Consider the following 26,740-nt stretch of genomic DNA (forward strand, 5'->3'; position numbering starts at 1 on the left):
AACAGATGATTACGGTAACAGGAGTCACCTTAAGATACGGTAAACGGGCACTGTTCGAGGATGTAAACATTAAGTTTACTCCCGGCAACTGCTATGGTTTGATCGGTGCGAACGGAGCGGGCAAATCGACATTCCTGAAAATTTTGTCCGGTGAGATGGAGCCGAACAAAGGCGAAGTCAGCATCACTCCAGGCGAGCGTATGGCGGTTCTGAAGCAGAACCATTTCGAATATGACGAAGTGGATGTGCTCAAAACGGTCATGATGGGACATGCGCGCTTGTTCCAAATTATGGAGGAGAAAGACGCCCTGTACGCAAAACCGGATTTCTCAGAAGAGGACGGCATGCGTGCGGCTGAGCTGGAAGGGGAATTCCAGGAGCTGGACGGCTGGCAGGCGGAATCGGACGCGGCGGAGCTGTTGATCGGTCTCGGCATTACCAAGGAACTGCACGATGTCAAAATGAAAGAACTCGACGGCAACCAAAAAGTCCGCGTCTTGCTGGCGCAGGCGTTGTTCGGCAACCCGAACATTTTGCTGCTTGACGAGCCTACGAACCATTTGAACATCGAATCGATCAGCTGGCTTGAAAATTTCCTTGCCAAATATGAAGGAACCGTCATTGTCGTATCCCATGACCGTCACTTCCTGAATCAGGTGTGCACGCACATTGCGGATATCGACTTCAGCAAAATCCAGATGTACGTCGGCAACTACGACTTCTGGTACGAATCCAGCCAGCTGGCTCTGAAACTGCAGCGTGAGGCTAACAAAAAGGTCGAGGAGAAGCGCAAAGAGCTCGAAACGTTCATTCAACGTTTTAGCGCGAACGCCTCCAAATCGAAGCAGGCGACTTCGCGTAAGAAGCTGCTGGAGAAGTTGACGCTCGATGATATCAAGCCGTCGACCCGGAAGTACCCGTTCATCAAATTTACTCCGGAGCGGGAAGCGGGCAAGCAATTGCTTCAAGTGGACCGGCTCAGCAAATCGATCGACGGCCAGTTGATTTTGAACAATATCAGCTTTACCGTGAACAAAGGCGACAAAATCGCCCTCGTCGGCCCGAACGGGATCGCCAAATCGACGTTGTTCCAAGTGCTGATGGGCGAGCTTGAAGCCGACGCCGGCGAGTACAGCTGGGGCGTAACGACGACGCAGGCGTACTTCCCGAAAGACAACTCGGCTTATTTCGACACGGACATTAACCTGGTTGACTGGCTGCGTCAATATTCCAAGGATCAAGACGAGTCCTATATCCGCGGCTTCTTGGGCCGTATGCTGTTCTCCGGCGAAGAGGCGCTTAAGAAAGCAAGCGTGCTGTCCGGGGGCGAAAAAGTGCGCTGCATGCTGTCCAAAATGATGATGAGCGGCGCCAACGTGCTGATTCTGGATGAGCCGACCAACCACTTGGATTTGGAATCGATCACGGCGCTGAACAACGGGCTGATGGATTTCGACGGAACGATGTTATTCGTCTCCCATGACCATCAATTTGTGCAAACGGTGGCCAACCGGATTATCGAGATTACGCCGAACGGCCTGATCGACAAGGTCATCACCTATGACGAATACTTGGAGAATGACGAGATTAAGAAGCAGCGCGACCTGCTGTATGCTTAATATCCATTCCAAGCTTGCGAGACCCAGCTGTTTCGTATAATTAAAAAAAGGATGAGCCGCAGGCCTGAAAAGGCTGTGCTCATCCTTCTTTTCCAATCGCGGCCGGTCAGCTTCCGCCGGTACGCCGGCGTTGGTTGTTCGGCTTTTTGTTGTTTTGGCTTTTCATCACAGACGCGTTTCCGGCACGCACTTGGCCGTTGGCTTTAGCGTCATGCTGGGCTTGCTTCTTTTGCGCGAGCTTGTTTTTAATCGCGTCCGCCAAGCTGACTTTTTTAGGCTCGCCTGCGGTTTGCGGTTGCTCATTCGAATTTTGGTTCGTTGTGTCCGACATTGTTTAACACCTGCCCTATACCCTGGATAGTACCATTCTACCGGATAGGTCCCTCTGGAAGCAATAAGCAAATATGATAGGGGAGGGATTGGAACCATGACGCTCGCAGAATGGTCGGAACAAGACCTGCTTGCATGGACGCCTGCAACGACCGAAGCTGTAGAACCGGAATTCCCGGAAAACGCGGCCGAAGGACATTTGGCTCATTCGGAGCCCCGTTACGTATTCTTCTACACTCCGCTGTGCGGCACGTGCAAGGTAGGCGAGAGGATGCTGGAGGTCGTCGCGGCGTTGAATCCGCGGACTCCCATGGGCCGCTGCAACATTAATTTCTCGCCGGTCCTGGCGCGGAATTGGCAAATCGAAAGCGTACCATGTCTGGTGCGGTGGCAGCGAGGGACAGTCGCAGATAAGAAATACCGGTTCGACGACGTGCAGGAGCTGCACCGTTGGATGAACGTTGCTACGAATGGCTGATGAGGCCTTTCTGACTTATAACAAGAAAGGGAGTCGTATCTATACGATGCTGGAATCCATGTTAACTCCCGGAACGATGGTCCGGGCTTCCTACAAAACAGGCGAGTACATCGGCGAGGTGGTCGAGCTGTCGCCTACCGGTAAAGTTGCCGTGAAGATTGCCGCGGTCGTGAAACACCCGACGCAAGGGGACTTGCACAATCCGATGGACCCGGATGTGGCGTTTTTCCATCAGCGGCGCGCGCTGGCCTATCAGGAGATTGCGCTTATGCCGCCGAACACGGTCCGGCCGTACCAAGGAACGGTGCCGGATTACCGCGAATCGCTGCGGCAGGCCTTGGCGCAGGAGCGCGAGCAGCTGCAGCGGACCGTTCGCTGGGCCGAGCGGTGTCTCGAAGAATTGGACCGGCTCGAGGGAGAGTACGCTTAAAACGGAAGGGATCGGGTTGTCATGCTGTTTGTGTTTATCGGCCTATGGACGATCGGGCTGCTCCTGATCGTCACCGATCCGAAGCGGGCGACGACACAATGGATCAGCAGCATCGCCTTTACAGGCGGCTGTGGCGGATTGTCAGCGGTGATTGCGGACGATCTTGTGCCTTATTTGTTTGACCGCGGCCTGTTGACAATGCCCGTTGCGGTGCTGCTGGCCAAAGCCGAGCTCGCCAGTTCGCTGATGTGCTACTTCGGCTTGCCTTATACGTTTTTGATGTTCGCCATTGTTTATTACCCGGATTATCCGGTGTGGCCGTGGAAACGATGGATTCCGTGGGCGCTGGTGGTTTTTCCTGCTTTTTCCTTCGTGCTCGAACCGAAACCCGGCGATCCGATCCCTTTTTACTTTGTCACCCCTTGGGCGGCGCCGTATATTGTGACAGGCGCCGTTTTATTGATCATGGCGCTACTGAAGGAGAAAAATTCGTTTCTCCGCCGCAGCCGGATGCTGACGACGCTTGCGGCTGCGCCGACGCTGGTGTTCGCTTTGTTTACGCTTTATTTGCTACCCACCTTCTTCGGTTTGTACGAATGGTGGCGCTATAACATATGGGTGATTGCGCTCACCCTGGCCATCATTGTCGGATCGAGCTTCCGCTACGGATTCATGGGTCTGCAAATCTCGATACGTAATCAGAAGCTTGATTATACGCTGCGCGCGATTACGTCCGGGACCTCGATTTTGAATCACGCGATCAAGAACGATGTCGGCAAAATCCGGCTGTTCGGCGACAAAATCAAATCCGAGGTGGCAGCCGGACGAACGGACCCCGCTCAAGTGGTGCAGGATATGGAAGTCATTTTGTCCGCATCGCAGCATATTTACGATATGATCTACCGGATTCAAGGACAAACGCAGGAGATCAAGCTTCAACTCGAGGAGTTGGACCCGCGTGAGCTGATGAGGGACTGTATCCGCACGCTGTCTCCGGAGCTGCATAAGGTCGAGGTTCGCGAGCAGTATTTAACGGAGGAGCGGATCGCCGCCGACCGGGCGCAACTGACCGAGGTATGGACCAACGTGCTGACGAATGCTATTGAAGCGATGCCGGACGGAGGCGTCCTGACCGTCCGCTTGACGGAAACGAAGCGCAAAGTCGTTGTGGAAATGAAGGACACGGGCCCCGGAATGGACAATTCGCAGCTCAAGCGCGTCTTCGATCCGTTCTACACGACCAAGAGCGGTAAAAAAATGAACTTCGGCTTGGGACTTTCTTATTGTTATACTATAGTTCAGAAGCACAAAGGCACCATGAACATTCACAGCAAGCCGGGCCAAGGAACAAGCGTCTTCATGCAGTTTCCGAAGCAAAAGCGTCTTCCGGCGGGAAGGGAGTTAATTTAAATGGAGCATCCTGCGATTCGCGTCGTCATTGTCGAGGACGATCCGGACTGGCTGCGCGGCCTGCACAGCTACTTGCAGAAGGAGCCGGATATCGAAGTGGTGGGTCAGGCTTCGTCCGGTGAAGCGGCTGTCGAGCTGTTGGAGAAGACGGAAGCGGATGTCGTTCTGATGGACGTCATGATGTCCGACAGCCCGGAGGGACTGTGGGCGGCAGCGGAAATCGTCAAGTGCAGCGGGGCCCGTGTCGTCATGCTTTCTTCGATGGAGGAGAAGGAAATCATTTTCGAAGCGTTCAAGGCCGGCGCCGTCGATTATATGGTGAAGTCCAACTTCACGGAAATTCCGCAGACGATCCGCAGTGCATACGCCAACCGGAGCTCCATCCATCCGAGCGTCGCTGCGCAGATGCGGGAAGAATTCCGTCGCCTGAAGCAGCTTGAACATGAGGTGCGGGTGAGAGAACTCAAAAATTTGTTGACGCCAACCGAAATTCAAGTGCTCGATCTGATCGAAAAAGGGCACACTCAAACGCAAATCGCCGACAAATTCGTCGTTTCCATACGGACGATCAAAGTGCACGTTGGGAATATTTTGAAGAAACTGGGCGGAAAAAGCAGCAAGGAAGCGGCCCAAAAAGCAAAAGATATGGGCATTTTGTAAGCTGCCAGAAAAGCGACTGCCACAGGCGTAAAAGCCGGAAGGACGCCGCTTTTTTCCGTTACACTTGCCCGAAGTTTATGGTATAGTGAAACTGTTTGAGAACATAGAAAACCGTCAGCGAAGGAGCCTAACGCATGAGCGCAAACGACAAAATACAAATCGGCGTCATCGGCGCCGGCAACATCGGCAATGTACACATTCAGGAATTTATGCAAATCCCGGACGTCGCCGTAACGGCCGTGACGGACGTCTATCAGCCTATGGCTATCGCACGGGCGAAGGAATATAATATTCCGAACGTTTACGCAACCTACCAGGAGTTGCTGCAGGATCCGAGCTTGGATGCGGTAATCGTAGCCGTCCCGAACGATGCTCATGCACCCATTGCCATTGAAGCGCTTCAAGCCGGCAAGCACGTTCTGCTTGAAAAACCGATGGCCGTCAACGCGGCTTCCGCCAAAGAAATTGTCAAGGCACACCTGAAGTCGGGTAAAGTGCTGATGATGTCGCATCAGATGCGTTGGGAATCGCTTAATATGCAGGTGAAGGAACAAATCGACAAAGGCGCGCTCGGCAGCATCTATAATGTAAAAACCGGCTGGCTCCGCCGCAAAGGGATTCCGGGCTGGGGCACTTGGTTTACGCAAATGCATAAATCCGGCGGCGGGCCGTTGATCGATATCGGCGTGCATATGCTGGATTTGTCGCTGCACTTGATGGGCAGTCCGAAGCCGGTCTCCGTCTTCGGGACGACGTATGCCGAGTTCGGACCGAAGAAACGCGGTATCGGCACTTGGGGCAAGCCGGACTGGAACGGCTTTTATGACGTTGAGGATCTGGCAACCGCTCTTATCAAGCTGGATAACGGCAGCACGCTGTCGCTGGATGTAAGCTGGGCGGCCAATACCGATTTTATCGATAACGGACCTTATATTTACCTGATGGGCTCCGAGGGAGGCGCTTCTCTACGTGCAGGAAGAGGGACGCTGCATACCGAGCTGTTCGAGCGGACCGCCGACGTAGAGTTGACGGTGGATTCGAACGATGAAGGGCCTCGTCAGCGCATGAGCCGCCATTTCCTCGATTGCATCCGGGAGCACCGCGAGCCGCTCACATCCGCGATGTCAGGTCTGACGAACAGTTTAGTGCTGGAAGCGATCTATGAGTCGTCCCGTACAGGTCAACTCGTTACGCTGGATTGGAGCTTGGATTAACCCTTATGGATGAATTGCTTCAAGTAAATTTGCAATTATTCAGCATTATCGGCACGATCGCGTTTGCTATTTCCGGCGCGGTCGTTGCCATGGAAGAAGAATATGATATTCTCGGCGTTTTCGTACTTGCCTTTGTGACGGCGTTCGGCGGCGGGGTCGTCCGGAACTTGCTGATCGGCATACCTGTCAACACGCTTTGGACGCAGGGACTTTACTTGAAAACGGCGCTCATCGCGGCGTTTCTTGTTTTTATCGTTCCCGTCAGCTGGATTCGCCGCTGGAAAACGTGGGAATCCTTGTTCGACGCTATCGGCTTGGCGGCTTTCTCCATTCAAGGGGCACTGTATGCGGTTCAGATGAATGCTCCGCTAAGCGCCGTCATCGTAGCGGCGATGATGACCGGGATCGGCGGCGGGATTATTCGCGACGTGTTGGCCGGACGGAAGCCGCTAGTACTGCATGACGAGATCTATGCGGTTTGGGGCATGCTGGCAGGATTTCTGATCGGAATCGGCTGGTTCCAAGGATCGTGGCCGCTGCTGGGACTATTCGCGCTTATTGTTATTTTGCGGATGCTGTCGGTGGTGTACAAATGGCGGCTGCCGCGGCGCACGCTGCGGCTTAATGAGGAATCAAAGCAAGCTAAGGGGGCTTAGCATGATGTCGGAAACAAACGAACCGAACGCGTCCTGGAGCAGCCGGAAACGTATCCCGGGCGAAGAAATCGGAGATCGGCTCGACTCCGTTCGCGTGTTGAAAGAAGATGCACTTGAGCTGTATGAAATCGCCAAAGACAAGGCGACAGGGGAACATTACCTGCATTACGCCTACTTGCACCGGAATTTGGCCGCGATCCCGGCGGGACCGGAGGCCGTACAGGAAGAATCGTTTCATCACTTGATGCCGCTGGAAAGCGACGAGGTGCTCGGTTTTTTATTCGGGGAAGCGCCTTACGATTACCCGGCCCATTGGAGCAAGCCATTCCTGCGCAACGGCCCCGAAGGCGATTATGTGTGGTTCGATCCTGGCTATGTGGCGGCAGAAGCCGAGCATGAAGCGATTGGCCGCGACATTGCGGAGCAGCTTGCGCTCTTTAAGCAAGCGGGAGACGTATCGGAACAAAAAGTCCGTGAGCTGCTGGAGCGGCTAAATCCCAACGATAGCGAAAAGAAGTAGCGCTGCGCATATTTTCCGGCGGGTGATTCATCCTAAGCGTGAGCCTTACGAGGGCACGTCTACAGGAGGGACACGACAGGATGAACACCGCGATACACCGAAAGGGGCTGCTTCTTCTCGCAGTAGCCGGCTGTTTGCTGCTGCAAAGCGCGTGCGGCGGGAATAGGCCGCAGGCCAGCCGGCCCGGCGGCGGGCTGGAGGATTACCGGCAGCAAGCCTTGTATGACCGCGATTCCCGCAATAACGAAGACGGATCGCTTGGGGTCAAGCAGCGATGGGTAGACGAGCAGCAGGCCCGTCAAGGGAAAGAATACAGCGGACGAAAACAACTCGATATGACGAACCGGCACTCGGCGAGTACGATGGCATTCTCGCCACAGATCGCGGAGCGGGTGAAGGGCATCTCCGGCGTCCGTGAGGCCCAGGTGCTGCTGACGGAAGTGAACGGCTATGTGGCGGTCGTTCTGGACGGTCATAGTCCGGAAGCCGAGGCGTCGCCGGACATGCTGGGGTATCAGGTAACGTCGAAAGGCGGAGTCGGGATATTCGGAGGCACCGATAAAGGTCCGAACCGGTATTCGTGGACGGAAAACGGGGGCTTGTCGACCGGAAAGGCCGATGAAATTCGCAAGCTGGTCATGTCGATGGCGCCTACCAACATTCAGCAAGTATACGTATCGGCTAACCCGAATTTCGTGCAGCGCATCCGCTTTTATGCGAAGGAAGAGAAAGAGCGCGGCACCATGACCAATTATATGAACGAGTTCAATACGTTGATCCTGCATGTATTTCCGGACGATGCCAATACACGCAAATAACGATGCCGCCGTATGCAAAAAAAATCCGGTCGGTCGCAACGCTTGACAAGGTTGCGTACCCGGCCGGATTTTTTATGGTTGATAAAAGTGCGTAGTTGGTGAGCCCGGTTAATTGGCCTTCATTGGCATTTCGAATTTATAGCCGACGCCCCATACGGTTTTGATATATTTGGGCTCCTTAGGGTCCGCCTCGATTTTTTTGCGGAGATTCGTAATATGTACGTCGACCGAGCGTTCGGTTACGAAGGAATCGATGCCGCGGATTTTGTTCAGCAGCTCTTCTCTTGAGAATACTTTGCCCGGATGTAGCCAGAAATTTTTCATGATTTCAAATTCGGAATAGGTCGTTTCCACCGCTTGACCGTGCAAATAGATGCCACGCTTTTCCAAATCGAGGACGATGTCCTTCGTTTCCGTAGGCACTAGGTCCTCTGCTGCCGGTCTGACCGTTTGGGTTAAGGCGGAGCGGCGCAGAAGCGCGCTCGTCCGCGCGGCCAGCTCCCGCATGCTGAACGGTTTGCACAAATAATCGTCGGCGCCGATCATCAGCGCGTTGACGCGTTCGGATACCTCGCTTTTGGCGGAAACGATCATGATCGGTACGTTGGAGACGGTGCGAAAGTGCTTGCACATCTCGATGCCGTTCGTATCCGGAAGCATCAAATCAAGAATGACGACATCCGGCTCATGCAGGCTGAACAATTCTTTACCCTGTTTGCCGTTGGCTGCACAATACACGGTATAATTTTCTTCGCTCAAGTAAATGGATATCATATCCGAAATACTTTGATCATCCTCAACCAGCAATACTTTAGACATGACGTGCCACCTCGACGAAATGAAGTATTAGATAAATGTTAAGAAACTTAATAAAAATCAAATATGCGGCTGCTACTTTTTTAAAGAATGTCCTTCATAATCGAAATCGTAGAAAGCCTTAAGAGCGAATAACCCGACATGGAAGCGGCCAGCCGTTCGTTTGCGCGAACAAAGCCAAGGAGGTATACCGATGCTGATTCAGGCACAGTTGGAACACCGAATTCGCAGCTGCATCGACGAGTTGAACGCTTTGGTAACCGGCCAAGGCTGTTTGCTGACCGATCCGAAAGTCCTACATAAAAGCAAGGAGCTCGACGAGCTCATTTTACTCGCCATGCGTCCGCTGCAGCCAGCCGGACAAGCCGCCGTATAAAAGTGCCGACAGGGGGACATACCAAAAAAGAATACGGCTTTTTTGGAAGGATGTGCCTCTCCGGTGAGCAGCGCTTACAAAGTTTGTGCTTCCTGCAGCGCTTCGAGCTGTAACTATGCCCCCCAACGAGATATCATCCGGACGGTCAGCCATGAGTCGTCCTTTTCGCGTGCGTTATTTATGAACGGCTTAAACGAGCTGGACATGAAAATCAAATGCCCGCAGTGCGGGCACCGTATGTTCTATTACCCGGTCACCTGGATGGCCGAGCCTGTCCACCACGATTAACGCTTCTTCCATTGTAGCATGGGAGGGCATGTCAAGAAACGGGGTCATTTGACCCACGTTTCTCCCCACTTTTGAACCGCATTCATGACCGGTTCCAGTGCTTTTCCCTTATCTGTCAATTCGTACTCGATCCGGACCGGCGTCTCGGGATAGACATGCCGGCTGATTAATCCGGCGGCTTCCAGCTCTTTGAAGCGTTCGGCAAGCATACGGTCGCTCATTCCGGGAATCATCTCGGAGATATCTTTAAAGCGGCACGGACCTCCCAATAATGCTCGGATAATCAGACCGGTCCAGCGCTTGCCTAAAATTTCAAAGGCGGCTTCAAATTTGGGACATAAATGATGCGGATGATCTGCCATCGTTTTCACCTCTTCTTACCCTTCATTTTAGCATAAGTTACTTGACAAAAGTAAGTTTTTTGTTTCGTTTTTGCCGGGTTCACCATCCTGAAGTCCCGGCAGCTCCGTTCGCCCCAGGCGTGGCGGGGCTTTTCCCGGTTCTGAACGAAATTTGTCGTTTTTAGTCGCAGATTGGAGTTGAAAAATCGAATAAAGTAAAGTATAACAGCGATAGGACTTTCATGAAAATCATACCATCATTCAGGAGGAACCTTCCATGTACGGTGCACCGTTATCGACGAACGCGAAAAAAATGATGCTGCTGGGAGCAGGCGAGCTGGGCAAGGAGGTCATTCTTGAAGCCCAGCGTCTTGGCGTGGAAACGATCGCGGTCGATCGTTACGCGAATGCGCCCGCTATGCAGGTGGCGCACCGATCCTATGTCATCAACATGCTGGACGGCGAGGAGCTGCGCCGAACCATTGAGAAAGAACGCCCCGATCTTATCGTGCCCGAGATTGAAGCGATTGCGACGCCGACCTTGGTGGAGCTGGAAAGCGAAGGCTATCGCGTCGTGCCTACGGCAACCGCCGCAAGGCTGACGATGGACCGGGAAGGCATCCGGAGACTGGCCGCGGAGACGCTTGGCTTGCCTACAGCAAAGTATGCGTTCGCCGACAGCCTGGAGGAGCTGCAGGAGGCTGTCGCGACGATCGGAACGCCGTGCGTCATCAAGCCAATTATGAGTTCCTCGGGCAAAGGGCAGAGCGTCTGCCGCACACCGGAAGACGTAGAAGCTAGCTGGAACTATGCCATGGAAGGCGGCCGGGCCAAAAAGACCCGCGTCATCGTGGAAGAATTCATCTCCTTCGATTCGGAAATTACGCTGCTTACCGTCCGATCTATCTCCGGAACGACGTATTGCGCGCCCATCGGCCATATTCAAAAGGATGGCGATTATATCGAATCCTGGCAGCCGCATGCGATGAGCGACGCTCAAATCGCGGAGGCCCAGCGGGTGGCGGGGGCGATCACCGAGGCGCTTGGCGGCGCCGGCATTTACGGGGTGGAATTGTTCCTCGCGCCGGACAAGGTGTACTTCAGCGAGGTAAGTCCCCGCCCGCACGATACGGGAATGGTGACGATGGCTTCGCAGGATTTGTCCGAGTTTGCCTTGCACGTACGGGCGATCCTCGGGTTCCCGATTCCCAACGTGCGGCTGCTGACACCGGCGGCTTCCTACACGCTGAAGGCGGACCGGGAAACGTCGGACTTTCGCATCGGCGGTCTCGAACAGGCGCTGGCGGTCCCGAATTCCCAGGTTCGCGTGTTCGGCAAGCCGGAGACGAAGCCGGGCCGGCGTATGGCTGTCGCTTTGAGCTCAGCGGAGACGGTGGAAGCCGCCCGCCGGCAGGCCATGGAAGCCGCTTCGCACCTGCGCATCGAGTACGGGACGGACAAGGCTTAAGGTCGCGAAACCGGGGCATCCGAATGTGCGTATAACATCCATACGGTTCATAGAGTCCTTCCATCAGTTTAACAACGGGTACAAGCCCCCCTAAAAGGAGAGAGTGTCCATGAATGCGCATGAAGTTGATTACCGGATTATCGGTTCGGAAATGCAGTTTGTCGAGGTCGAGCTTGACCCGGGAGAAACCGTTTTTGCCGAAGCCGGATCGATGATGATGATGGACCAGAGCATACAGATGGAAACGATTTTCGGCGACGGGAGCGAGCAGAACAAAGGCTTCGTCGGAAAGCTGTTCGGCGCAGGCAAGCGGCTGCTTTCGGGCGAGAGCTTGTTCATGACCGCGTTCACGAACCGGGGCTCGGGCAAGGAATGCGTCAGCTTTGCTTCCCCGTATCCAGGCCGCATTTTACCGATGGATCTGGTGGAGCTGAACGGCAAGCTGATCTGCCAAAAGGATGCGTTTCTGTGCGCGGCGAAGGGCGTTTCGGTCGGCATCGAGTTTCAGCGCAAGCTGGGCGCCGGATTTTTCGGCGGCGAAGGCTTTATCATGCAGAAGATCGAAGGAGACGGTCTGGCGTTCGTTCACGCGGGCGGGGCGATTCATGAGCGAGTGTTGGGCCCGGGCGAAATGATCCGTGTGGATACCGGATGTCTGGTCGCGATGACGCAGGATGTGGATTACGACATCGAGTTCGTCAAAGGCGTCAAGACGGCGATCTTTGGCGGCGAAGGGCTGTTTTTCGCCACGCTGCGGGGACCGGGCCGGGTATGGATTCAGTCGCTGCCGTTCAGCCGGTTGGCGGATCGAGTGATGAGCGCGGCACGGACGGGCGGACGCAAGGAGGAAGGCAGCATTTTGGGCGGCCTCGGAAATCTGCTTGACGGCGACCGTTAAAAAACGATATGATTGATAGTACGATTATTTTTTGCCGCTCACAATATCGTTGAAAGAGGTGCTGTAGATGGCGTACCAACCACAAGTCATCGATGCCAAAATCGTCAGTCACAATCCAAAAAATGGATTGTTCGAAATCGTAGCACAATTGAAGGATCGGACGGTTTGCCGTCTTATTTACGAACAGGATACGGCAGGCAACGTCACGCCAACCCATATTAACCGGCTGCTGAAAGAGCCTTGCCCGATTTGCCGCAAAGACTTTTTATGCAACTGCATGTCCAAGTTCAAAGAAAACATTTCGTCTCAAGCGCTTGACTTGGCGGGTACTCCGCAAGCTTAACCGGCGGACCGTTCGAACGACCCGTGGACCTCTTGTTCACGGGTTTTTGCGTTCGATATGGGCATGCACCCTCGCGGTGCTTTTTTCTTTTCCCTTGGTTGTATGGTAAAATGAAGAAATCAATGGAATTGGAAGGCGGGAGCTGCCATGCGCATCGGAGTCGTATCCGATACTCATATGTTCAGCCGGGCCAGAACGCTGCCGGAGCCGCTCGTTCAGGGCTTGCAGGGGGTTGATCTGATCCTGCACGCGGGAGATTGGGTCGACGAGGCCGTGTGCGATCTGTTTGAGGCGCTGGCCCCGGTTGAGGGGATTGCCGGCAATAACGACGGCATGGACATCGTTAGACGCTTCGGCCGCCGCAAGCTTCTTGAGCTCGGCGGGTACCGCATCGGGATGGTGCACGGCCACGGCGGCCGTTCTACGGTTGATACGGCTTACGAATCCTTCCGCGACGCGGAAGGGAAGGGGACGGCGGACATCGTGCTGTTTGGCCACTCGCATATCCCTTACAAGGAAGAACGCGGAGGCATGCTGCTGTTCAATCCCGGATCGCCGACCGATAAGCGCCGGCAGCCCAGATATTCCTACGGTATCCTTCAGCTCGGAAGCCGAGTGGAGGCCGACCATTATTATTTTGACAAAACCAATTGAATCAGGAGACGGAGGAAGCGACATGGCACAGTGGAAAGAAATTACAACGAATGAAGAATGGGAGCAGCTTTTAGCGGCGACGACGGAACAACCGATCGTTGTGCTCAAGCATAGCACGGCATGTCCGGTCAGCTTCAATGCGCTGCAGGAATATGAGGCTTATCTCGGAAAAACGCCGAATACGGATGTCGAGTATGTTTTGGTCAAGGTCATCGAATCCCGTCCGGTGTCCAATCAAATTGCCGAGGATACGGGCGTAAAGCACGCTTCGCCGCAAATTTTATATATCAAAAACAAAGAAACGATTTGGAATACGTCGCATTGGGCGATTACCGAAGAGCATATGACCGCCGTATTGAACTAAAGCCGGCAAGCCGAGGCTAAGGAAAGGGGAATGACCGCTATGGGAGTGACGCCGTTTGCGTTTTTTTCCGGCGCGTTGTTTGCGCGCAAGCTATGCTACGTCTATCTTCCCCCGAGCTATAACGAGTCCGAGGACACCCGCTACCCGGTTATTTATTTGCTTCACGGGCTATACGGGAACGAAACGAGCTGGAGCGTGAAAGGAAACGCCGAGCAAACGATCGAAAAGCTGATGGCTTCAGGTGACCTTCGCGAAAGCATCGTAGTCATGGTCAGCGACGGAGGCTACGGACACGGCACGTTTTATGTTAACTGGTTTGACGGCTCGGGACGTTTCGAGGATTATTTCCTGTACGATCTCATTCCTGCGATCGACCGCGAGTTCCGCACGATTGCAGATACTTCCCATAGAGCTCTCTGCGGCCTGTCCATGGGCGGCTACGGCTCGTTCGTGCTGGCGCTGCGCAATCCGCATCTTTTCGGCGCGGCCGCCAGTATCGCAGGTGCGCTCATGTCGGTCGGCCTCATGAACGAAGCGTTCCTTCGTACAGACGTGTGCCGGATGATCGGACCCGTACACGGGCCTTATGCGCAAGAGCTGGATTTGCACATGCTGGCCGCACGAAGGGTGAAGGAGGAAGTCCGGCCAGCGCTTCATTTCAACTGCGGTACATCGGATTCGTTATTCCCGCTCAGCTCCGCTTATCAGGCGCTGCTGGAGCAGATCGGCTACCCGCATGAGTATATGGAGTTCGAAGGGGATCATAATTGGGAGTACTTCGGAGGGCATCTGCCTGAGGCGCTTCGGTTTATCGAACGATCTTTCGCCGGATCGGCGCCAAAGCACAGCTCGGCAGTTTGATAACCGGCACGGCCGAAAAGCCCGCCGTCTTCAGTGGATGAAACGCATGATTTCATCGCTGGAGACAGGCGGGCTTTTGTGTGTCCGGCGCGTGCCAGTTGTCAGCCATAGGGCGGTGCTAATTCTCCATTCATCGTTTGTTTTATCCTCTCCTCATTCGTGTTCCAGGAAAGAAATCCTTTTTGCTCCAGCAATTCTTCTGTGGCCTTCCACAGCTTGTGCTGCATTGCAGCGTCTCCTCCGGGCGATATGGGTTCAATTGATTTTCCGGTTCCAACGTTAAAATATCCGCCTGTCATTTTTTGATATTCCGGCTCCACAATCAATCGGGTGATTATATCGGCTCCTCTTCGCGGATCGCCAAGACGAAGGGCCTTCAACAATCGTTCTAATACGGGTGCGAACCAAAGTTCCCGTCCGAGTCCGGTAACATTAAATCCTGGATTTAGCGCATTTACGCTGATTCCTGTACCCGCCCACCGACGTGCCAGTTCAGCAGTAAACATAATATTTAACAATTTGGTTTTTCCATAAATGGGGGATGAGCCGCGAGCGGTAAAGGGAGTTGTATCCGTTAAATCCTCGGGGAGCTTCAAAACGCCGTGACGACGTGAAGCTTCAGAGGCGACATTGACAACTCTGGCCTTGTTTGCGTTCTGCAGGGACGGTTTTAGCATATGTGTCAATAGCCACGGTGCCAAATAATTGACAGCAATCATTTCAGGAAACCCCTCGGGCGTGATGCGGGGCTCAAAGGCATGGATTCCCGCATTGTTCAACAACACATCAATTTTAGGATAAGCGGCGGCTATTTCAGCCCCCATCCGTTGAACATCCTTCAAGAGCGATAAATCTCCATAAAAAAAATCAACTTTTGCCGATGGTGCATTCTCTTCAATCCGTTTTCTCGTCGCATCAGCGCGTTCTTTACTTCTGGCAGTCAAGACAAGGTCGAAACCGCGTTTTCCCAATTCAAGCGCGACAAGCTGTCCAAGACCGCTGGTGGCACCAGTAATGACAACAGTTGCTTTATGAGGCATCGTCATTTCTCCTTCATGTGATATAATTTTTTTGGAACCAATAGGCAGTATATAGTTGACATATGTCCACTATAATAATTTGATTGATATATGTCAATCAAATTCGAGTTATCTTTTTGATCTGAAGAAAGGTGATTGAGGATGAAGGAAAATGAACCGAGGGAGAAACTGGAGATTGAGTTGGGTGAGCAGCTTAACGCCCTCATTAGCGCTTCACATGCCTTGAATGTCAGAGCCGCAGCGAAATTCGATTCCTCCTTACAGCCGGCCGCTTTCCATATTGTTCGTTGGCTGTATTCCTATGGCCCCACTAATGCCGCAACATTAGCGGACTCAACTGCGATGGATCGAAGTTCGGTTAGTCGCCTTGTGAAACAGCTCCAGTCTCTGGGATATGTGAACAGAGAAGCGTCTCCTAAAGATGGACGGGGAATCGTGTTGTCTCTTACCGAGTATGGACAACAAAAAATAATCGATGCGCTTAAGGAGAAAGAGTCCATTTTTTATGAACGTCTCTCGGACTGGAAAGACGCAGAGCTTCATGATTTCATCCAAATGCTCCGGCAGTTCAATGGATTCAATCGTCTTTAAGAACGTAAACTTACCAAAGTGAATGTGTATGGTTAACCGAAAAGTATTGGCTGACGGCGAACCGGACGTTAGTTCAAAAAAACCAGCGGACAATCTAAGACTTATTTTTCGGTCCTAGGCTGCCGCTGGTTTTATACTCAGGTCAGTCTTATATTTTATTTTCAGCGGACACCTTTTTTACACAAATGTACGGTAAACGTCGTTCCCTCCCCCGGATCGGAATGGCACTCCACGTCTCCACCGTAATGCTGAAGATAATTCTGCACGATATGCAGACCGAGACCGGAATTCGTAACGTCGGACTTGGTGGAGAAGCCTTTTTCGAATAGGTTTAACCGGTCCTCTTCCTTGACATAGGAGCCGGTATTAAATACGGAAACCGTGTACCGGTCTTCGGATTCTTCGATCGTCAGACGGACGGTGCGGAGCAAATCGTCGGTCGGAATGGCCTCCACGGCATTTTTTAGCAGATTGTGCATAATGCTGGAGAAATAACAGATCGGCAGCGTCAGCTCTTCAAACGTGCAGTCAAACTTCCCGGCGACCTGCAGATCGATTTTCTGGGCGATGCAGATAAGCGACAGGTTGCTCAGAACGATACCGAGCACCGGAAATTCAACCGAACCGATGACCGAATGCTGCACGATTTCTTTGCACCAGACGGAGATATATTCCTTCGCCATATCGAACTTGTTCATCATCAGCAGAGCATGAATGGTTTGCACATTGTTGATCAGCTCGTGCTGCGCTTTGCGTATATTCAGCATGGTTGATTCCGCCGATTGCACCCATCGTTCCTTCTCGTCCAGCTGCAGCCGGATGTTTTTCTCCCGCTCCTCCATGAGCTGCAGCTTGCAGTCTTTGTATTCCAAATGGTCGTACAGCTTGGAATTCTCGATCAGCATCGCGACCTCAGCGGCCAACAGCTTAAGCGTGTCGAGACGCGCTTCTTGAAATACATGGCTGGCGAGGCTGTTCTCCAGGTAAAGCGCGCCGATCAGCTTGCTCTGCTTAAGAATAGGCACACAAAGAATCGATTTGGGCCGCTGCGCCAAAATGTAAGCGTCCCGGGCGAAAATGTCCGAGGCTGCCGCATCGTGCAAAAGCACCGTTTCGCCGGTCCGGGCGGCAAACTGTATCACCGTGACGGCCGTGCTGAGGCAATCGTCCAAATGGGCCGAATGCAGCGACTTGAACGGGGCACGGAGCGCCTTTTCCGCTTCGACGAACAGCCGGCCGTTCCGTTCGAGCACGAGGAGCCCTTTGTCCGCACCCGCATTTTCCAGCAGGATCGACATGATGCTTTCGAGCATGTGTTGGAATACAGCTTCGTTCGAGATGGCTTGAGACGCCTTCATCATGCAGGAGAGGTCGATCGTCGATTCACCGGCCTGCGCCCTGCCGAGCAAGGACGGATAGCGGTCATCGAGATCGGATACCTTCCGGTTGGCGCCCCACTTCGCATATAAGCTTCGGGCTTCTATTAAATAAGAGCGGGCCACCTTGAGCTTGCCGGCCTGCATATAGAACTTTGCGGCATATTCCCCGACCATCGCTTCGAGCGGTAGGAAGCCATTTTTCGAGGCATGATGAATGGCCTGGTCGTATTTTTCCGCAGCCAGCACCGGGTTGCCGGAAATCCGATGCCATTCGGCTTCGACAAGCAGCTTCATCGCGAGAAAATTATCCGGCGAGAAGGTCGACCATTTTTCCAGAAACCGGATGCTTTTGCGGATACGGATTTTGTAAGCTTTCTGCTCCTTGGCCGACGCCTTGGCGTACAAACCGGCAAGCGCCAAAGCATAATGAAAGTGATGCAGGTGCACGTGCGGCAGGCCGAAAACCGACTTGATGCCGGCTTCCGCGGTCTCGCAAATCGCCTTGGCTTCGTTCGGGCGGTCCAGCAGCAAATACGTCTGTGCTTGAAGCGCGTAATGCGTGTGGGCGATAGCTTGATTGGTCAAAGCTTTCATTTGCTCCGCTTCGTTCGCATTCATGAAGGGGTCGCAGCCATTTGCGCCAGCCGGGGCAGGCAGGACATCTTCCTTCAAAAACATTATATAGCGCTGAAGCACGGTATAAATCCAAATCGTATCCCGGTCTTTTGATTTATGTATGAACGTATGGTACTGGTCCGTTTCCTTCAGTACTTCCGCCAACGGATCGCCTTTAAGTAACCGCATTAAAAAGCTGAACGCGATCGAATAGCCTGCGTATATGAAATCCCCCGATTCTATCCCGTATTGATAAGCCTTGCGCAAATATCGGACACTGGCTTCGATATGCTCCTTTGCGTTGCTCGTAAAGGAACCGTAAGCAAAATAGACTTTGCATTTCATGGACAAATCGTTAAACGTATCGCTGAGCTTCGCTCCAAGCCGACCGTATTCCATGCCGGCCTTAAGTCGTCCGAGCAGCGAGCTTAGAATGATGCCATACGTCGAGCAGGCGAGGGCCGATCCTTCCGAATGGCCGTGAACCAGTGAGTAGTTAAACATTTGCAGCATCAGATAAACGTATAATTCCGAATTTAAAAAATAGGCCGGAGGCGTCAAATTCACCATGAGCCGCATGACCGTTTTATGGTTCGGGTCCGTCATGACCGGCAGATCGAGCAGCTCTTGGGGATGCCGGGTTCCTACGAGCAGATGTGCCTTCACCAGCGCACGTCCAATGCTTAGCTTGCCGGGATTCGGCCGGATCGGAATACCGAACAGCTTCAATCCTTCCAAGCCGATCCGTAACGCTTCTTCATGCTCGCCCATATTGGTGAAAAGCACGATCATCAGGTTGTAGGCTTCCGCTTTTTCCAGCTTCGTCCGCGCATGCTTCAGCACCGTCTGAAACGAACGCTTCGCTTCTTCAAACTGACCACACAAGTACTCCAGCTCGGCTTGATCCAGTTGCAGGGAGAAGGTCAGTTCGTACTGGCGCACCCAGGAATCTGCCTCCAGCAATGCGATTCCTTGGGCCGCATAGCACAGCGCGATGTCATAAGCGGAATTGGTCTTCGCTTTCCGGCATGCCGCCGCATTCAAACGGGCCAATTGATTCTTTTCCTCAGGGAGCGTCATCAGCTCCGAGCCGAGATTGAGCTGATTCGTCATTTCGAACAGCCGTTCTTCCTGCGCATCCCCTTGATACTGATTTTGCAGCAGCCTTCCGATATGCAGATGAATCTCTTTTTTTCGCTCCTTCGGGACAAGCGAGTAGACCGCTTGATATATCCGGTCGTGCATGAATTTGAAGAAGAGCTTATCCGGCGGAGTTTGGCGCGCAAGTCCGGCCTGCATCAGAAGTCCATCGGTAACCGCTTCATGCAGCAGGGGGACGATCGTGTCCGGAGGCCGCTCCAGCACATGGGCCAGCGTATCGGTATCAAAACGGTGCCCGACACAAGCGGCATGCATCAATACTTGCTGCAATGATCCGGAGAGACGGCGGATTTTGTTGATCATAAAATCCACTACGTTATCGGTAATATGCAGCTCGCCGATTTTGTCGGGGTCCCATTCCCAGCAGTCGGCGTCATAGTTGAAGCGCAGCAGCTGATGATCGTACAGCGTCCGGAAAAACTGCTTGGTAAAGAACGGATTGCCTTTCGTCTTATCCATGATCAGGCCTGCCAATTCATTCACCGGCTGGCGGATCGGCCGAAGCGAGTCGTTCAGCATGCGTTCGATATGCTCATTCTGGAGCGGTTCGAGCCGGATTCGCGTCCTGTTCGGCATTTGACTTCGCTCCATCTTGTCCAAGAACGCCTGCAGCGGGGGAGGCTCGCTAAATTCCCGGTCCCGGCAGGCTCCCACGAACAGTCCGTACTGCAGCCCCGATTCCAACACCAGGTCTTCGATGATCTGGACGGATGACGGGTCGGCCCATTGCAGATCGTCCAAGAAAATAACCATAGGCTGCTCTTTGGACATAAAGGCGGACAAAAATTTTTGCAACGTTAAAATAAACCGGTTATGCGTTTCGACAGGCGGAAGCTTGGACAGCGGCGGCTGCTTGCCTAAAATTAGCTCAACATCGGGATTCATCTCGACCAGAATCTGTCCGTTAGGTACGACGGCATCCAAAATCCGCTGTTTCAGTCCCTGGAACCGTTCCTCAGGAAGCGCGAGCAAATGCTGCAGCAGCTGCCGTCCCGCTTGCTGAACGGCATGGTACGGCGTATCGCGCTTGAATTGGTCGAACTTGCCGGTAACAAACAAGCCGCCGCCGCTCTGCACCGATTGTTGAAATTCATGGATCAAATACGACTTGCCGATCCCGGACAAGCCGGAGACAAGCACGATTTCGAGGTTGCCGAGCAGTGCGCGCCGGTAAGCGCCCTGAAGCTGCTGCAGCTCCGCTTCACGACCGTAGATCGCATCGGAGATGCGGAATTGGTCCGACATTTCCGCGCCGTCTATGGCGGACTCGTCGATGCAGCCTTCCGTCTGAAGCTGCTTCAAGCAGCTTTCCAAATCCCGCCGCAGCGCAAATGCGCTCTGATACCGGTCTTCCGGATGCTTGGCCAGACACTTCATGACAATACCGGAAACGGGCCGCGGCACCTCATACGATCGCTCGCCGGGTGGGACAGGCTGCTTCGTCATATGCTGATGCACCAGCTCACAGGCATCCTCGCTGTCGAACGGATACACTCCAGTAAGCATCCGGTAGAACAAAACGCCCAGCGCATACACATCCGTCCGGGTATCCGTTCGGCGGTTCATACGGCCGGTCTGCTCCGGCGCTGCGTAGAGCAGCCGTTCCGCTTCGTAACGAGGCGGTTCCTCGACGGCGTCCGGTATTGCGGTCGTCGGCGTTACGCTATATAAATCGGTAAGTTTCATCTTTTTTCTATCAGATTCGACAAAAAATGCAGATGCCGATAGAGCCAGATGGGTGAATTTCAATTGATGCAGCTTTCGGATCAGTTCCGACGCCGCAATGGCCCACTGCAAAAAAAGGCCAAGCTCCATAGGCTGTGGAGTTAACAGGGAAGAAAGAGGGTACCCGTCCGTGTGCTCCATGACAAGCGCGGAAGCGCCGCCGACCGAGATCATCCCGCGAGGAACGAGGATGTCGTCTAGTGGAAGGGTCCTGCCGATTTTATATTCTTGATGCAGCCAGTCGGGTTGCGAAGGCTGGGAATATTCGTCTTTTAATACTTTTACGAGCCTTGTCTCGCCGGAAGGAAGCTCTTCGCCGCGATAAAGAATCGTGAAGCCGTTTTCGCCGATCGGCTCAAGCGACTTTTCATTTACGTTCCAAGCCAATGGAATGTCCTCCGATAAACTGCTATGTTTCATTTCATTGTACTTTTTCACAGGAGTGGAAGCAACCATTAATCCCATTATCCGCCATTAGAAGAAGCCTGCACCAGCGTTTGCAGCACCGGAGGCGGAATGGAAAGTAAAGATTTTCGGCGCGGCATGGCTTCACGAAGCGATTTCCGATATAATGAATGTCAAAAGATATCAGTGTAAGCGGAGGAACATTCATGAAGGTCGCTATTGCAGGGGGGACCGGCTTTGTCGGCAAGCATTTGACCCAGTTGTTTTTACAAAAAAAAGATACGGTAATCCTCATTTCACGGAAAAAGCGACGTTCGGATCATCCGTTGATTCGCCATATGACTTGGGATGAACTGGAAAATAACATCAAGCCACTGGAGGGCGTCGACGCGATCGTCAATCTGGCGGGGGAAACAATCAACCAGCGCTGGACGGAGGACGCCAAGAAGCGGATTCTGGAATCGCGTCTGGATGCGGTTAATCGCGTCCAAGCCCTGATCGAACAGCTGGAGAAAAAGCCTGTGTTGGTCAATGCATCCGGCATGTCGATCTACGGCACGTCGGAGACCGAGTCGTTCACGGAGGAAAGCGAGCTGCGCGTGGAGGATTTTTTGTCCGGCGTCGTCGACCAATGGGAGATGGTAGCGGAGCATATCCCCGATACGCGCGTCGTTCTGCTGCGGATCGGACTTGTGCTCGGCAACGACGGGGGCGCCTTCCCGAAGATGAGCTTGCCGTTTAAGCTCGGTATCGGCGGACGGGTCGGCAGCGGACGTCAAATCATGTCGTGGATTCATATCGAAGACCTGTGCCGGATGATTGAGTTCTGTATTGAGCATGAAGAGATCGAGGGGCCGGTCAATGCGACGGCGCCGATTCCGGTGACGTACGACCAGTTCGGGCGCAGCTTGGCCAAGGCGCTTCGCCGGCCGTACTGGTTTCCGGTTCCGGCATTCGTGCTGAAAGCGTTGTTCGGCGAAATGTCCGAGCTTTTGTTGAAGGGTCAACAAGTATTTCCGAAAGTCGTCACCGACCTCGGATTTCGTTATAAATATTCGGTTATCGATCATGCGCTGGAAAATCTGGTGGGGTCCGGCAAGAAAGGGTGAACGCGAAATGATCGAATACGGTAATCCGGACATCCGGGAGCTGCGGTTCGCGCGATTTCATTCCCGGGCAGAGGTGCGCAGCGGGCAGTGGATCGATGTGGAAGTAAGTCTGGGGCTGGAAGAGGGCAGTGAAGCGCCGGAAGGGATCGTTGAACTGGGGGCGCTCATCGTCTGTACGCGCCGGGGCGATATCGTCGAGATCGTCCCGCAGGACGAAGGAAGAGACTGCGAGTACCAGTTCACGGAGCAGGAAAAAGCGCAGCTGCGGACCTATTACGAGCGGGAAGTCCGGCCGACGGTGGAAAACATGGGCTAAAAAAAGATTGAAGCCAGTTGCGGCTTCAATCTTTTTTGTGCTTCGCCATCGCGGCTTTCAGCGCTTCTTCTAGGCTGGAACCGAGCGAAACGTTATCGCTGTACTGTTTGGCGAGCTGGGTTTGCTGTCGCTTGGCCGCGCGTCCGCCGCCTCCGGATTCGCCGAGCATCTCGACTACGTTGCACGGACGGCACTGTGCGTATTTACCGGCCTTGCCCGTATGGATCTCCATCCGCTTATGGCACTGCGGGCAACGCTTGTTCGAAAGTGCGGGCTCCGCAGCTCGTTTATACGCGCATTCCCGGTCGCTGCACACAAGCAGTTTGCCGCGTTTGCTTTTGATCTCCTGCAGCGGCTTGCCGCACTCGGGGCAGCGGGAATGGGTCAGGTTGTGCGGCTTGTATTCGGCTTCGCTTGCCTTAACCTCCCGGACAATGGCCTCGGTTTGCTTGCGGATGCTCTCCATAAACTTGCCGGCGTCGCCTTTGCCTTTGGAGATCCGCTCCAGTTCCTGCTCCCAAGCGGCCGTCAGCTCTGGGGTGCGAAGCTCGGGCACGACGAGCTCGATCAACTGGGCGCCTTTGCCGGTCGGTTGGAGCGTGTTCATACGGCGCTCGATCGTATCGGTCTGCAGCAGCTTCTCGATAATATCGGCGCGGGTCGCCGGCGTGCCAAGATTGTGCTTTTCCATGACCCCGAGCAGCGCCGCCTCGGTATAGCGGCCCGGCGGCTTCGTTGTCTGCTTGTGCTGGCTGAGCCGGAACTCCTTCAGCTCCATCCCGGGCTGAAGCGGGGGAAGCGTCTGCCGGGAGGCCGGTTCGTCCTCGGCTGTATCGTCGTCCTCGTCTGCGCCGGCCGATGCTTCATACAGCGCCTTCCAGCCCGCTTCTTTGACGATGCGCCCTTTGGCGTGGAAATGCTCCCCACCGACCTCCAGCGTCACCGACGTTTCGTCATAGCGGAACGCTGGAGTGAACAACGCGATGAACCGGCGCACGATCAGGTCATAAAGCTTACGCTCCTCGGCCGACAGATTGTGCAACTGCGGGCGTTCATCCGTCGGAATGATCGCATGGTGGTCCGATACTTTACTGTCGTCGACGACGCGCTTGGAGACCGGAAGCGGCTTCGCAAGCAGCGGCTTGATCCAAGCCGCATAAGGCTGGACATTCAATGCCTTCAGCCGGTCGGGAAGCGTAGAGACCATGTCCGAAGACAAGTACCGCGAATCGGTACGCGGATACGTGACGAGCTTGTGCTGCTCATACAGCCGCTGAAGCACGTTCGACGTCTGCTTCGCGGTGAAGCCGTGCCGCTTGTTGGCATCGCGCTGCAGCTCGGTCAAGTCATAGGCGAGCGGATGGGGCTCGCTCTTCTCCGTGACTTTAAGCTGCGCAACTTTGGCCGAGCGCACCTTATTCAAGCGTTCGAGCAGCGCGTCGGCCGCGGCTTTATCGAACAGGCGTCCGTCCGGATGCGCCTGGCTCCGCCATACGGTCTGAAACGAGCCGAACTGTGCCCGCAGCACCCAGTAGTCTTTCGCCTGAAACGATTTGATCTCGCGCTCGCGGTCCATCATCGCCGCCAGCGTCGGCGTCTGTACGCGTCCGGCCGCCAGCTGGGCGTTATGCTTGCAGGTCAAGGCGCGCGTAATGTTGAGTCCGATCAGCCAGTCCGCCTCCGCCCGGCAAACGGCGGATCGGTAGAGCGGGTCGTAGGACTGTCCGGGTTTCAGCGAGGCGAAGCCGTCGCGGATCGCCTTGTCCGTTTGCGAGGAAATCCAGAGCCGCTTGAACGGTTTTTTCCAGTGAACCATTTCCATAATCCAACGGGCGACCAGCTCGCCCTCGCGTCCGGCGTCGGTTGCAATGATGAGCTGCTCCAGATCGCTGCGCTTAGCAAGCTGAGCAATCGCCTTAAATTGCGGCGTGGTTTCGCGAATGATTTTCAGCTTCATCCGCGAGGGCAGCAACGGCAAATCGTCTAAATTCCAGCTTTTGTACTTTGAATCGTATTCCTCAGGCTCGGCCAGCGTGACCAGATGCCCCAATGCCCAAGTCACCACGTACCCGGGGCCCTCCATATAATGCTTATGCTTTTGATGGCAGCCCAGGACGCGCGCGATTTCTTTGGCGACACTAGGTTTTTCCGCCAATACGAGTGATTTCATGACAGGCTCCTTTCAACGGGGTTCGTTTATTCTTAACACAATAGTACAATAGTCCTAACACTTTTTTAATACGTGTCTGCTATGATCGACAGCACAGAGAAATAGAGGGGGTGCGGTCTATGTTTCAATTATTTATCGCTAATTTGGCATTATTAACTGCATTTATGTTTTTGTCAAGCCGCATCCTGCGCAACCACGAACGGAAGCCGTCTCTGCCCGTTAAACTGCGTCTCGTTATTGGAGGGGCGCATGGCTTATTCGGCATTTTACTGATATTCTTCAGTGTCAGGGTCGACGGGTCGACCATTCTGGATTTTCGGCAGATCGCCATTATCGCGGCAGCGCATTTCGGAGGGATCTACGCTTCTGCGGTGGCGGGCTTGATCATCGCGATCGGCCGGATTGCGATGTTCGGGGTGAATACGTCTTCTCTGACGGCAGCTACGACAGCTGTGCTTCTCGGCTTGACCAGCGGCATCATTGCGATGCGCATTACGGATTATTGGAAAAAATGGCTGCTTTCCATCGCGGCAAGCATTAGCGTCATCACCTCCAGCTTGTTCTTCCTGCTCGGATGGCAGAGCTGGAAGGTGAACCTTTACTTTATCGCCATTATTTTGTCCGGCGGTCTGTTCGTCGCATACTTGATCCGCTATTTGACCGACGCCAACCGTCTCGTCTATCAACTGGAAGAAAGCGAAGCCAAATATCGGCGGTCGTATACGCTGCAGGAGGCGATTTTCCGCTCGGCGACGGGCGTTGCGATTATTTTCATCGACCCGGCAGGTATCGCCAAGGTGTTCAATCCGGGGGCGGAACGAATGTTCGGAATTCCCGCCGAGGAAGCGATCGGACGGCGGGTTCCGGGCACGATCGTGGACCCGGAGGAGTTTGCGCTGAGAAAACAGGAGCTTCGGCGTCAGCTTGGACGACCGGTAGAAGATTTGGAAGTATTCGTGGCAGGCTTGTCCGAAGGGAAGGGCCACGAGCAGGAATGGACCTTTGTGCGGCGCGGTGGAGAGCGATTTCACGTACACTTGATGCTCAGTGAAGTAAGGGAACGTGGGGACCGCTTGCTTGGCTATTTGGCGATTATCGTCGACAGGACGGAGTCGAAGCGGGCTGAAGAGACGATGATGCAGGCCAACCGTATGCTGGAGCAGCTATCGCGCCGCGACGGGCTGACGGGAGCTGCCAACCGCCGGGCATTCGACGAATTTCTCGATGCGGCCTGGGCGACAGCGGCGATGTATTCGCAGTCGCTATCCGTCATTATGCTCGACATCGATTGCTTCAAAACGTATAACGATACGTACGGTCATCAAGGCGGAGACGCTTGTCTGAAACAGGTTGCAGACGCTCTGCAGCGAGTCGTCGGCAGCATGGACGGTCTCGCTGCCCGCTATGGCGGCGAGGAGTTTGCGGTGATCCTGACGGCCTGTGGAAGGGTACAGGCAGCCGCCGTGGCAGAGAGCATTCGCCGGGAAGTGGAAACGCTTCGTATCCGGCATATCGGATCGTCGGTGTCCGAGTACGTCACGGTCAGCGTCGGCGCCGCTTCGGCCATTCCATATGCGGGGCTCTCGCCGCTCGAATTGGTCGGCATGGCGGACAAGGCGCTGTATCGGGCCAAGCAGGAAGGACGCAACCGGAGCGAAAGCTATCAGCCGGGAAGTTAACTGGGA

Annotated in this window: 27 protein-coding genes; 21 read left to right on the forward strand and 6 right to left on the reverse strand. The window is 54.2% G+C overall.

What is annotated here, in order from left to right; genetic code table 11:
• Positions 1-5 precede the first annotated feature (5 nt).
• The gene (locus QMG93_RS07770; protein WP_281935126.1) at positions 6-1,619 is read left to right on the forward strand and encodes an ABC-F family ATP-binding cassette domain-containing protein; all 1,614 of its coding nucleotides are present in this window, start codon (positions 6-8) and stop codon (positions 1,617-1,619) included.
• A gap of 106 nt (positions 1,620-1,725) precedes the next feature.
• Here QMG93_RS07770 and QMG93_RS07775 read toward each other — a convergent pair whose 3' ends face one another.
• On the reverse strand, positions 1,726-1,950 hold the full coding sequence (locus QMG93_RS07775; RefSeq protein ID WP_281935128.1) for a hypothetical protein: 225 nt from the start codon (positions 1,948-1,950) through the stop codon (positions 1,726-1,728).
• Between the two features lie 96 nt (positions 1,951-2,046).
• Here QMG93_RS07775 and QMG93_RS07780 point away from each other — a divergent pair, with 96 nt between their 5' ends.
• From QMG93_RS07780 to QMG93_RS07815, 8 genes are all read left to right on the forward strand, one after another.
• Positions 2,047-2,427, forward strand: coding sequence for a thioredoxin family protein (locus tag QMG93_RS07780; RefSeq protein ID WP_281935129.1), 381 nt, complete (start codon positions 2,047-2,049; stop codon positions 2,425-2,427).
• Between the two features lie 46 nt (positions 2,428-2,473).
• Entirely contained in the window at positions 2,474-2,857 is a 384-nt protein-coding gene (locus tag QMG93_RS07785) for a kinase-associated lipoprotein B (RefSeq protein WP_281935131.1), read from the forward strand.
• Positions 2,858-2,878: 21 nt separating this feature from the next.
• The gene (locus QMG93_RS07790; protein WP_281935133.1) at positions 2,879-4,267 is read left to right on the forward strand and encodes a sensor histidine kinase; all 1,389 of its coding nucleotides are present in this window, start codon (positions 2,879-2,881) and stop codon (positions 4,265-4,267) included.
• Positions 4,268-4,927, forward strand: a complete 660-nt coding sequence (locus QMG93_RS07795; protein ID WP_216795345.1) for a response regulator transcription factor — start codon at positions 4,268-4,270, stop codon at positions 4,925-4,927. It begins immediately after the preceding gene.
• A gap of 134 nt (positions 4,928-5,061) precedes the next feature.
• Positions 5,062-6,141, forward strand: coding sequence for a Gfo/Idh/MocA family protein (locus QMG93_RS07800; RefSeq protein WP_281935135.1), 1,080 nt, complete (start codon positions 5,062-5,064; stop codon positions 6,139-6,141).
• Between the two features lie 5 nt (positions 6,142-6,146).
• Positions 6,147-6,797, forward strand: coding sequence for a trimeric intracellular cation channel family protein (locus QMG93_RS07805; RefSeq protein WP_036685561.1), 651 nt, complete (start codon positions 6,147-6,149; stop codon positions 6,795-6,797).
• 1 nt (position 6,798) lies between these two features.
• Positions 6,799-7,317 (forward strand): hypothetical protein, encoded by a 519-nt coding sequence (locus tag QMG93_RS07810; protein ID WP_281935139.1) that lies wholly within the window; start codon positions 6,799-6,801, stop codon positions 7,315-7,317.
• Positions 7,318-7,397: 80 nt separating this feature from the next.
• Positions 7,398-8,135 carry a YhcN/YlaJ family sporulation lipoprotein gene (locus QMG93_RS07815; protein WP_281935141.1) on the forward strand — a complete coding sequence of 246 codons (738 nt, stop codon included), beginning with the start codon at positions 7,398-7,400 and terminating at the stop codon, positions 8,133-8,135.
• A 108-nt stretch (positions 8,136-8,243) separates the two neighbouring features.
• Here QMG93_RS07815 and QMG93_RS07820 read toward each other — a convergent pair whose 3' ends face one another.
• Entirely contained in the window at positions 8,244-8,954 is a 711-nt protein-coding gene (locus QMG93_RS07820; protein ID WP_281935143.1) for a response regulator transcription factor, read from the reverse strand.
• A 190-nt stretch (positions 8,955-9,144) separates the two neighbouring features.
• On the opposite strand from QMG93_RS07820, the gene QMG93_RS07825 reads away from it, so the two are divergent.
• Together QMG93_RS07825 and QMG93_RS07830 are read left to right on the forward strand one after the other, a co-directional pair.
• Entirely contained in the window at positions 9,145-9,327 is a 183-nt protein-coding gene (locus tag QMG93_RS07825; RefSeq protein WP_281935145.1) for an aspartyl-phosphate phosphatase Spo0E family protein, read from the forward strand.
• 63 nt (positions 9,328-9,390) lie between these two features.
• Complete coding sequence (locus QMG93_RS07830; protein WP_281935147.1) at positions 9,391-9,615, forward strand: hypothetical protein; 225 nt, start codon at positions 9,391-9,393, stop codon at positions 9,613-9,615.
• Positions 9,616-9,659: 44 nt separating this feature from the next.
• On the opposite strand, the gene QMG93_RS07835 is transcribed toward QMG93_RS07830, so the two are convergent.
• Positions 9,660-9,977, reverse strand: a complete 318-nt coding sequence (locus QMG93_RS07835) for a winged helix-turn-helix transcriptional regulator (RefSeq protein WP_010494072.1) — start codon at positions 9,975-9,977, stop codon at positions 9,660-9,662.
• A 256-nt stretch (positions 9,978-10,233) separates the two neighbouring features.
• Here QMG93_RS07835 and purT point away from each other — a divergent pair, with 256 nt between their 5' ends.
• From purT to QMG93_RS07865, 6 genes are all read left to right on the forward strand, one after another.
• Positions 10,234-11,424 (forward strand): formate-dependent phosphoribosylglycinamide formyltransferase, encoded by a 1,191-nt coding sequence (gene purT / locus QMG93_RS07840; protein ID WP_281935150.1) that lies wholly within the window; start codon positions 10,234-10,236, stop codon positions 11,422-11,424.
• Between the two features lie 109 nt (positions 11,425-11,533).
• The gene (locus QMG93_RS07845; protein ID WP_281935151.1) at positions 11,534-12,322 is read left to right on the forward strand and encodes a TIGR00266 family protein; all 789 of its coding nucleotides are present in this window, start codon (positions 11,534-11,536) and stop codon (positions 12,320-12,322) included.
• A gap of 67 nt (positions 12,323-12,389) precedes the next feature.
• Entirely contained in the window at positions 12,390-12,665 is a 276-nt protein-coding gene (locus QMG93_RS07850; protein WP_216795362.1) for a hypothetical protein, read from the forward strand.
• 147 nt (positions 12,666-12,812) lie between these two features.
• Positions 12,813-13,319: a metallophosphoesterase family protein gene (locus tag QMG93_RS07855; RefSeq protein WP_281935154.1), complete on the forward strand. Its 507-nt coding sequence runs from the start codon at positions 12,813-12,815 to the stop codon at positions 13,317-13,319.
• Between the two features lie 22 nt (positions 13,320-13,341).
• Positions 13,342-13,683 carry a bacillithiol system redox-active protein YtxJ gene (gene ytxJ / locus QMG93_RS07860; RefSeq protein ID WP_281935156.1) on the forward strand — a complete coding sequence of 114 codons (342 nt, stop codon included), beginning with the start codon at positions 13,342-13,344 and terminating at the stop codon, positions 13,681-13,683.
• 30 nt (positions 13,684-13,713) lie between these two features.
• Positions 13,714-14,544 carry an alpha/beta hydrolase gene (locus QMG93_RS07865; RefSeq protein ID WP_281935159.1) on the forward strand — a complete coding sequence of 277 codons (831 nt, stop codon included), beginning with the start codon at positions 13,714-13,716 and terminating at the stop codon, positions 14,542-14,544.
• Positions 14,545-14,645: 101 nt separating this feature from the next.
• Here QMG93_RS07865 and QMG93_RS07870 read toward each other — a convergent pair whose 3' ends face one another.
• Positions 14,646-15,584, reverse strand: a complete 939-nt coding sequence (locus QMG93_RS07870) for an SDR family NAD(P)-dependent oxidoreductase (RefSeq protein WP_281935160.1) — start codon at positions 15,582-15,584, stop codon at positions 14,646-14,648.
• Positions 15,585-15,725: 141 nt separating this feature from the next.
• Here QMG93_RS07870 and QMG93_RS07875 point away from each other — a divergent pair, with 141 nt between their 5' ends.
• A complete protein-coding gene (locus QMG93_RS07875) occupies positions 15,726-16,175 on the forward strand; it encodes a MarR family winged helix-turn-helix transcriptional regulator (protein WP_281935162.1) in 450 nt (149 codons plus the stop codon).
• A 161-nt stretch (positions 16,176-16,336) separates the two neighbouring features.
• Here the strand turns inward: QMG93_RS07875 and QMG93_RS07880 are convergent, their stop codons facing one another.
• On the reverse strand, positions 16,337-21,442 hold the full coding sequence (locus QMG93_RS07880) for an AAA family ATPase (RefSeq protein WP_281935163.1): 5,106 nt from the start codon (positions 21,440-21,442) through the stop codon (positions 16,337-16,339).
• Positions 21,443-21,666: 224 nt separating this feature from the next.
• On the opposite strand from QMG93_RS07880, the gene QMG93_RS07885 reads away from it, so the two are divergent.
• Both QMG93_RS07885 and QMG93_RS07890 read left to right on the forward strand, forming a co-directional pair.
• On the forward strand, positions 21,667-22,569 hold the full coding sequence (locus tag QMG93_RS07885; protein WP_281935165.1) for a TIGR01777 family oxidoreductase: 903 nt from the start codon (positions 21,667-21,669) through the stop codon (positions 22,567-22,569).
• A 7-nt stretch (positions 22,570-22,576) separates the two neighbouring features.
• On the forward strand, positions 22,577-22,885 hold the full coding sequence (locus QMG93_RS07890) for a hypothetical protein (RefSeq protein ID WP_281935167.1): 309 nt from the start codon (positions 22,577-22,579) through the stop codon (positions 22,883-22,885).
• 25 nt (positions 22,886-22,910) lie between these two features.
• Here QMG93_RS07890 and QMG93_RS07895 read toward each other — a convergent pair whose 3' ends face one another.
• Positions 22,911-25,055, reverse strand: a complete 2,145-nt coding sequence (locus QMG93_RS07895; protein ID WP_281935169.1) for a DNA topoisomerase III — start codon at positions 25,053-25,055, stop codon at positions 22,911-22,913.
• A 119-nt stretch (positions 25,056-25,174) separates the two neighbouring features.
• On the opposite strand from QMG93_RS07895, the gene QMG93_RS07900 reads away from it, so the two are divergent.
• Positions 25,175-26,734 (forward strand): diguanylate cyclase domain-containing protein, encoded by a 1,560-nt coding sequence (locus tag QMG93_RS07900; RefSeq protein WP_281935172.1) that lies wholly within the window; start codon positions 25,175-25,177, stop codon positions 26,732-26,734.
• The last annotated feature ends 6 nt before the right edge of the window (positions 26,735-26,740 follow it).

The sequence above is a fragment of the Paenibacillus tyrphae genome (assembly GCF_027925525.1).
GTDB classification, from domain to species: Bacteria; Bacillota; Bacilli; order Paenibacillales; family NBRC-103111; genus Paenibacillus_G; species Paenibacillus_G tyrfis_B.

Coding starts and splice junctions, on each gene's coding strand:
- QMG93_RS07770 (WP_281935126.1), top strand. CDS start 6: ATGATTACGGTAACAGGAGTCACCTTAAGATACGGTAAACGGGCACTG.
- QMG93_RS07775 (WP_281935128.1), bottom strand. CDS start 1,950: ATGTCGGACACAACGAACCAAAATTCGAATGAGCAACCGCAAACCGCA.
- QMG93_RS07780 (WP_281935129.1), top strand. CDS start 2,047: ATGACGCTCGCAGAATGGTCGGAACAAGACCTGCTTGCATGGACGCCT.
- QMG93_RS07785 (WP_281935131.1), top strand. CDS start 2,474: ATGCTGGAATCCATGTTAACTCCCGGAACGATGGTCCGGGCTTCCTAC.
- QMG93_RS07790 (WP_281935133.1), top strand. CDS start 2,879: ATGCTGTTTGTGTTTATCGGCCTATGGACGATCGGGCTGCTCCTGATC.
- QMG93_RS07795 (WP_216795345.1), top strand. CDS start 4,268: ATGGAGCATCCTGCGATTCGCGTCGTCATTGTCGAGGACGATCCGGAC.
- QMG93_RS07800 (WP_281935135.1), top strand. CDS start 5,062: ATGAGCGCAAACGACAAAATACAAATCGGCGTCATCGGCGCCGGCAAC.
- QMG93_RS07805 (WP_036685561.1), top strand. CDS start 6,147: ATGGATGAATTGCTTCAAGTAAATTTGCAATTATTCAGCATTATCGGC.
- QMG93_RS07810 (WP_281935139.1), top strand. CDS start 6,799: ATGATGTCGGAAACAAACGAACCGAACGCGTCCTGGAGCAGCCGGAAA.
- QMG93_RS07815 (WP_281935141.1), top strand. CDS start 7,398: ATGAACACCGCGATACACCGAAAGGGGCTGCTTCTTCTCGCAGTAGCC.
- QMG93_RS07820 (WP_281935143.1), bottom strand. CDS start 8,954: ATGTCTAAAGTATTGCTGGTTGAGGATGATCAAAGTATTTCGGATATG.
- QMG93_RS07825 (WP_281935145.1), top strand. CDS start 9,145: ATGCTGATTCAGGCACAGTTGGAACACCGAATTCGCAGCTGCATCGAC.
- QMG93_RS07835 (WP_010494072.1), bottom strand. CDS start 9,977: ATGGCAGATCATCCGCATCATTTATGTCCCAAATTTGAAGCCGCCTTT.
- purT (WP_281935150.1), top strand. CDS start 10,234: ATGTACGGTGCACCGTTATCGACGAACGCGAAAAAAATGATGCTGCTG.
- QMG93_RS07845 (WP_281935151.1), top strand. CDS start 11,534: ATGAATGCGCATGAAGTTGATTACCGGATTATCGGTTCGGAAATGCAG.
- QMG93_RS07850 (WP_216795362.1), top strand. CDS start 12,390: ATGGCGTACCAACCACAAGTCATCGATGCCAAAATCGTCAGTCACAAT.
- QMG93_RS07855 (WP_281935154.1), top strand. CDS start 12,813: ATGCGCATCGGAGTCGTATCCGATACTCATATGTTCAGCCGGGCCAGA.
- ytxJ (WP_281935156.1), top strand. CDS start 13,342: ATGGCACAGTGGAAAGAAATTACAACGAATGAAGAATGGGAGCAGCTT.
- QMG93_RS07865 (WP_281935159.1), top strand. CDS start 13,714: ATGACCGCTATGGGAGTGACGCCGTTTGCGTTTTTTTCCGGCGCGTTG.
- QMG93_RS07870 (WP_281935160.1), bottom strand. CDS start 15,584: ATGCCTCATAAAGCAACTGTTGTCATTACTGGTGCCACCAGCGGTCTT.
- QMG93_RS07875 (WP_281935162.1), top strand. CDS start 15,726: ATGAAGGAAAATGAACCGAGGGAGAAACTGGAGATTGAGTTGGGTGAG.
- QMG93_RS07885 (WP_281935165.1), top strand. CDS start 21,667: ATGAAGGTCGCTATTGCAGGGGGGACCGGCTTTGTCGGCAAGCATTTG.
- QMG93_RS07890 (WP_281935167.1), top strand. CDS start 22,577: ATGATCGAATACGGTAATCCGGACATCCGGGAGCTGCGGTTCGCGCGA.
- QMG93_RS07895 (WP_281935169.1), bottom strand. CDS start 25,055: ATGAAATCACTCGTATTGGCGGAAAAACCTAGTGTCGCCAAAGAAATC.
- QMG93_RS07900 (WP_281935172.1), top strand. CDS start 25,175: ATGTTTCAATTATTTATCGCTAATTTGGCATTATTAACTGCATTTATG.